The sequence below is a fragment of the uncultured Paraglaciecola sp. genome, assembly GCF_913058035.1.
Classification (GTDB): Bacteria; Pseudomonadota; Gammaproteobacteria; order Enterobacterales; family Alteromonadaceae; genus Paraglaciecola.
Genome location: NZ_CAJXPA010000283.1, coordinates 1 through 3,906 on the forward strand (window position 1 = coordinate 1; position 3,906 = coordinate 3,906).

3 protein-coding genes are annotated in these 3,906 nt (G+C 38.2%); all 3 read left to right on the plus strand.

Annotated features, from left to right (window positions below):
* Nucleotide 1: 1 nt before the first annotated feature.
* Nucleotides 2-418, plus strand: a complete 417-nt coding sequence (locus QZ562_RS20205) for an Lrp/AsnC family transcriptional regulator (RefSeq protein WP_293764346.1) — start codon at nucleotides 2-4, stop codon at nucleotides 416-418.
* A 65-nt stretch (nucleotides 419-483) separates the two neighbouring features.
* Nucleotides 484-1,857, plus strand: coding sequence for a Na+/H+ antiporter NhaC family protein (locus tag QZ562_RS20210; RefSeq protein ID WP_293764349.1), 1,374 nt, complete (start codon nucleotides 484-486; stop codon nucleotides 1,855-1,857).
* A gap of 48 nt (nucleotides 1,858-1,905) precedes the next feature.
* A complete protein-coding gene (gene ggt / locus QZ562_RS20215; RefSeq protein ID WP_293764352.1) occupies nucleotides 1,906-3,612 on the plus strand; it encodes a gamma-glutamyltransferase in 1,707 nt (568 codons plus the stop codon).
* Nucleotides 3,613-3,906: the final 294 nt, after the last annotated feature.

Sequence of the window (3,906 nt, forward strand, 5' to 3'; positions counted from 1 at the left end):
GTTGCAGATAGATGCGACTCAATCAGTGGCTGATATTGCAGAGCAAATAGGCTTAAGTACAACACCTTGTTGGCGGCGTATTCAATCTTTAGAAAAGCAAGGCATTATTGATAAACGTGTTGTTTTGGTTAATTCTCAAAAAATTGGTTTAGGTATGACCGTATTTGTGCAAGTTAAGGCCGCTAAGCACGACTCCGCTTGGCTAAAGACATTTGCTGAGCATGCAGCAAATATTGAACAAGTTATCGAATTTTATAGAATGAGTGGAGAATACGACTATATGCTCAAAGTAGTGGTGGCAGATATGCAAGCCTTTGATATATTTTACAAAAAATTGGTTGATGGGGTAGATTTGTCTGATGTGACATCGAGTTTTGCGATGGAACAAATTAAGTACACTACCGCTTTACCTGTATAGTAAGTCGCGTTTGGGCTTCCCGCCTATTCAAAACCTAAAACATGTTATTAAAATAAGGTTTCTATATGCATTGGTATTCTATTTTACCCCCCATTATTGCCATCGTTATCGTATTTTGGCGTAAAGAAGTTATTTTGGCCTTGGTCGCGGCGATCCTTTCTGCTGAGTGGTTGCTTGCTTATCAAAATAAAACTGAGGTTTTATTCACTGGTACCATTGGTTCAATAGAGCGGGTAATAGACGTTGTGGTTTCAGCTGGTAATACCCGAATTTTGTTGTTTAGCCTGTTAATCGGGGCTTTGTTAGCTTACATGCGTTATTCAGGTGGGGTAACAGCGACAGTCGAAATGTTAATTAATAAAGGTGTAGCTAAAAGTAAAAAGCAAGTTGGCTTACTCACTATGTTTACTGGCACTGTAATATTTATTGAATCTAATCTCAGTGTTTTGGGTTCTGGTATTTTAGCTCGAGGTTTATTCGATAAATTTAAAATGAGCCGAGCGAGATTAGCTTACATTATTGACAGTACCAGCGCGCCAATTTGTATTCTTATTTTACTCAATGGTTGGGGGGCATTTATTCTTGCCCTGCTTAGTAATTACGAATTTGAGCAAAGTGCAGTGTCAATCTTATGGGGCACGATCCCACTAAACTTTTATGCGATTATCGCACTAGGACTAGTTTTATATACGATATTGGCTGATAGAGTTCATGGGCCTATGAAAGATGCCGAGAAAGAGTTAATGAAGCTTGAGGGTGAGCAAGTAGCGGTATCCGCAACTAAAGCGCGTTTTATGTTATTGCCTTTGGCAAGTATGATCTTAGCCATGGTTGGCTTCATGTTATGGACAGGAAACGGTGATATAGCCAGTGGTAATGGTAGCAAATCTGTTTTATACGCAACTATATTTGCCTGTTTTGTGGCTTACATTTTATTGTTAAGTTCAAAACAATACACACATAAAGAATTAGTCGATACAGGCTTTAAAGGTATGGGAGAAATATTACCATTAGTGACAATCGTATTATTTTCGCTGACATTAGGAGCAAGTCTAAAGGAACTCGATACAGGTATTTTTGTATCGAATATAGTAGGGGATTATTTACCTATTAGTTTGATTGTTCCTGTGCTGTTTTTAGCTGGAGCGATGATGTCCTTTAGTACTGGCACCTCTTGGGGAACCTTCGCAATACTTATTCCAATAGGAGTTCCACTAATCCAAACATTAGGATTACCTCCATCATTGGTGATAGCTGCTATTTTAGGAGGTGGAATATTCGGCGATCATTGTTCACCAATTTCTGATACCACCGCTGTATCGTCTATTGCTTCAGGTTGTGACTTATTGACCCATGTACGTACTCAAATGCCTTATGCACTGTTTGGTGGTGTTTTGGCTTTCGTTGGATATTTTATTGCCAGTTTAATAATGATTTAAACCTCAAGGAAAAAAATGAGAATTACCGAGACAACACCAAAAACATTTATGGGTTACGTTTTTAGTTTGCTCATGAGCATATGCCTCATGGCATGCACTGAGCAGATTGACGAGGCAAAGGTTACGCAAGTTGTTCCACCTTTACCCATTTCAACCGTAACTGTATTAAAACAGGCTGCGCTAGCTATGCCTGATAGTTACAGCGCAGACGTAGCAAAAGATATTTTGCAAAAAGGTGGTAACGCAGTTGATGCTGCTATAGCAGCGCAATTTGTCTTAGCCGTAACCTTACCTGAAGCCGGTAATATTGGTGGTGGTGGTTTTATGATGATATACAAAGATAAAAAAAGTGATTTTATCGATTATCGTGAACAAGCCCCTCTGTCTGCTCATAGGGATATGTATTTAGGTGAGGACGGTGAAGTTATTCCTAATCAGTCGGTTATTGGCATTTTATCATCAGGGGTGCCGGGAACTGTGGCTGGTATGTGGTTAGCCCATAAAAAACATGGCAGTCTACCCTGGAAAGAACTATTGCAACCTGCTTTTAATTTAGCGGAGGAGGGATTTAAGGTTCACCCTAAACTTGCAAAATCTATTGAAATGTATATCACCAGCTTAGAAAAACGTGGTTTTGCAGTCAACTTTGAAAATTATTTTGCAGACGCAAAAGCGAATGAAATATTTCAACAATTAGAATTAGCTGACACTCTAAAGCGTATTCGTGATCAAGGTCGAGACGGTTTTTATAAAGGTCAAACTGCAAAGATAATCAGTGATTTCATGCGTCAGGAAAATGGCTTAGTAACTGAACAAGATTTGTTGTCTTATGAAGCCAAATCTCGTCAACCAATAACTGCTAAATGGCGTGGATATCAATTGCTTACATCACCTCCCCCCAGTTCTGGTGGCATCGCTATTATACAATGGCTAAAAATGTACGATCTAATGACCCGTGATCAAGAAAAACTTACCCATAACTCTGCAGCTTATATGCATTTGTTAGCTGAAATTGGTAAGCGAGTCTTTGCTGATCGTGCTGAATATCTTGGGGATCCTGACTTCGTTAAAGTACCAGTTGACAGTCTAATTACTGATGAATATATCGCAATGCGCAGTCAAACAGTGTTAAAAGATGGTATTTCGGTGACAGAATTGGTTAAGCCTGGGCTAAAAGAAAGCGAAGAAACTACACATTTCTCAGTTATGGATAAATGGGGCAATGCAGTATCGAACACCACCACTATTAACCTTGGATATGGCAGCGGTGTGGTAGTAGAGGGAGCAGGGTTTTTATTGAACGATGAAATGGATGACTTCAGTTCTAAACCTGGAGTCGCTAACGTATTTGGGGCTGTAGGTGGTCAAGCCAACGAAATTCAGCCGAAGAAACGTATGTTATCTTCTATGACGCCAAGCATGGTATTAAAAGACGGTGAGGTAACATTTGTGACTGGTTCGCCTGGTGGAACGACCATTATTAGTTCGGTTTATTTATCTATTCTTCATGCCTTGGAGTTTTCTATGAGTGCAGAAGACGTGGTCAACAAACCTAGGTTTCATCATCAACTTTTACCAAAAGATGTTATTCGCCACCACAATGGAATTGATCCTGCTGTAATTTCTGAGTTAGAACAAATGGGCTACACCATGAGTAATGGTCATTTTGGAGATATGCAGGTTATTTTAAATAAAGATGGTAAAATTGATGCTGCTTCAGAGATTACCGGTCGTGGAAAATCTATTGTGTTTTAATAATTTCAACGTGCTATTAAGTGATGTATGAAGGTATTGTTGATAACGTAAATCTTGGTTGAATTTACTAATAAGTGGCATTCTTATTTAATAAAAAATTTAACGTTTCATATAAGTTATTGAATATATGCTATATTAATCATTGGCCTTAGATTTGCTCTGTTTAAATAAAATATACAAATTTTATGTAATTTATTTAATATTGGAGCAAGAAATGTCTAAAAAGAAATTGTTTGGGATCATGTTTTTGATTTTATCATATTGTGAGTTTGGGAATTTTGTATATTCAAAAGC

What these genes read in the sequence shown, in the direction of transcription:
- ggt (WP_293764352.1), top strand. Translation starts at nt 1,906, where the DNA reads ATGGGTTACGTTTTTAGTTTGCTCATGAGCATATGCCTCATGGCATGC.
- QZ562_RS20210 (WP_293764349.1), top strand. Translation starts at nt 484, where the DNA reads ATGCATTGGTATTCTATTTTACCCCCCATTATTGCCATCGTTATCGTA.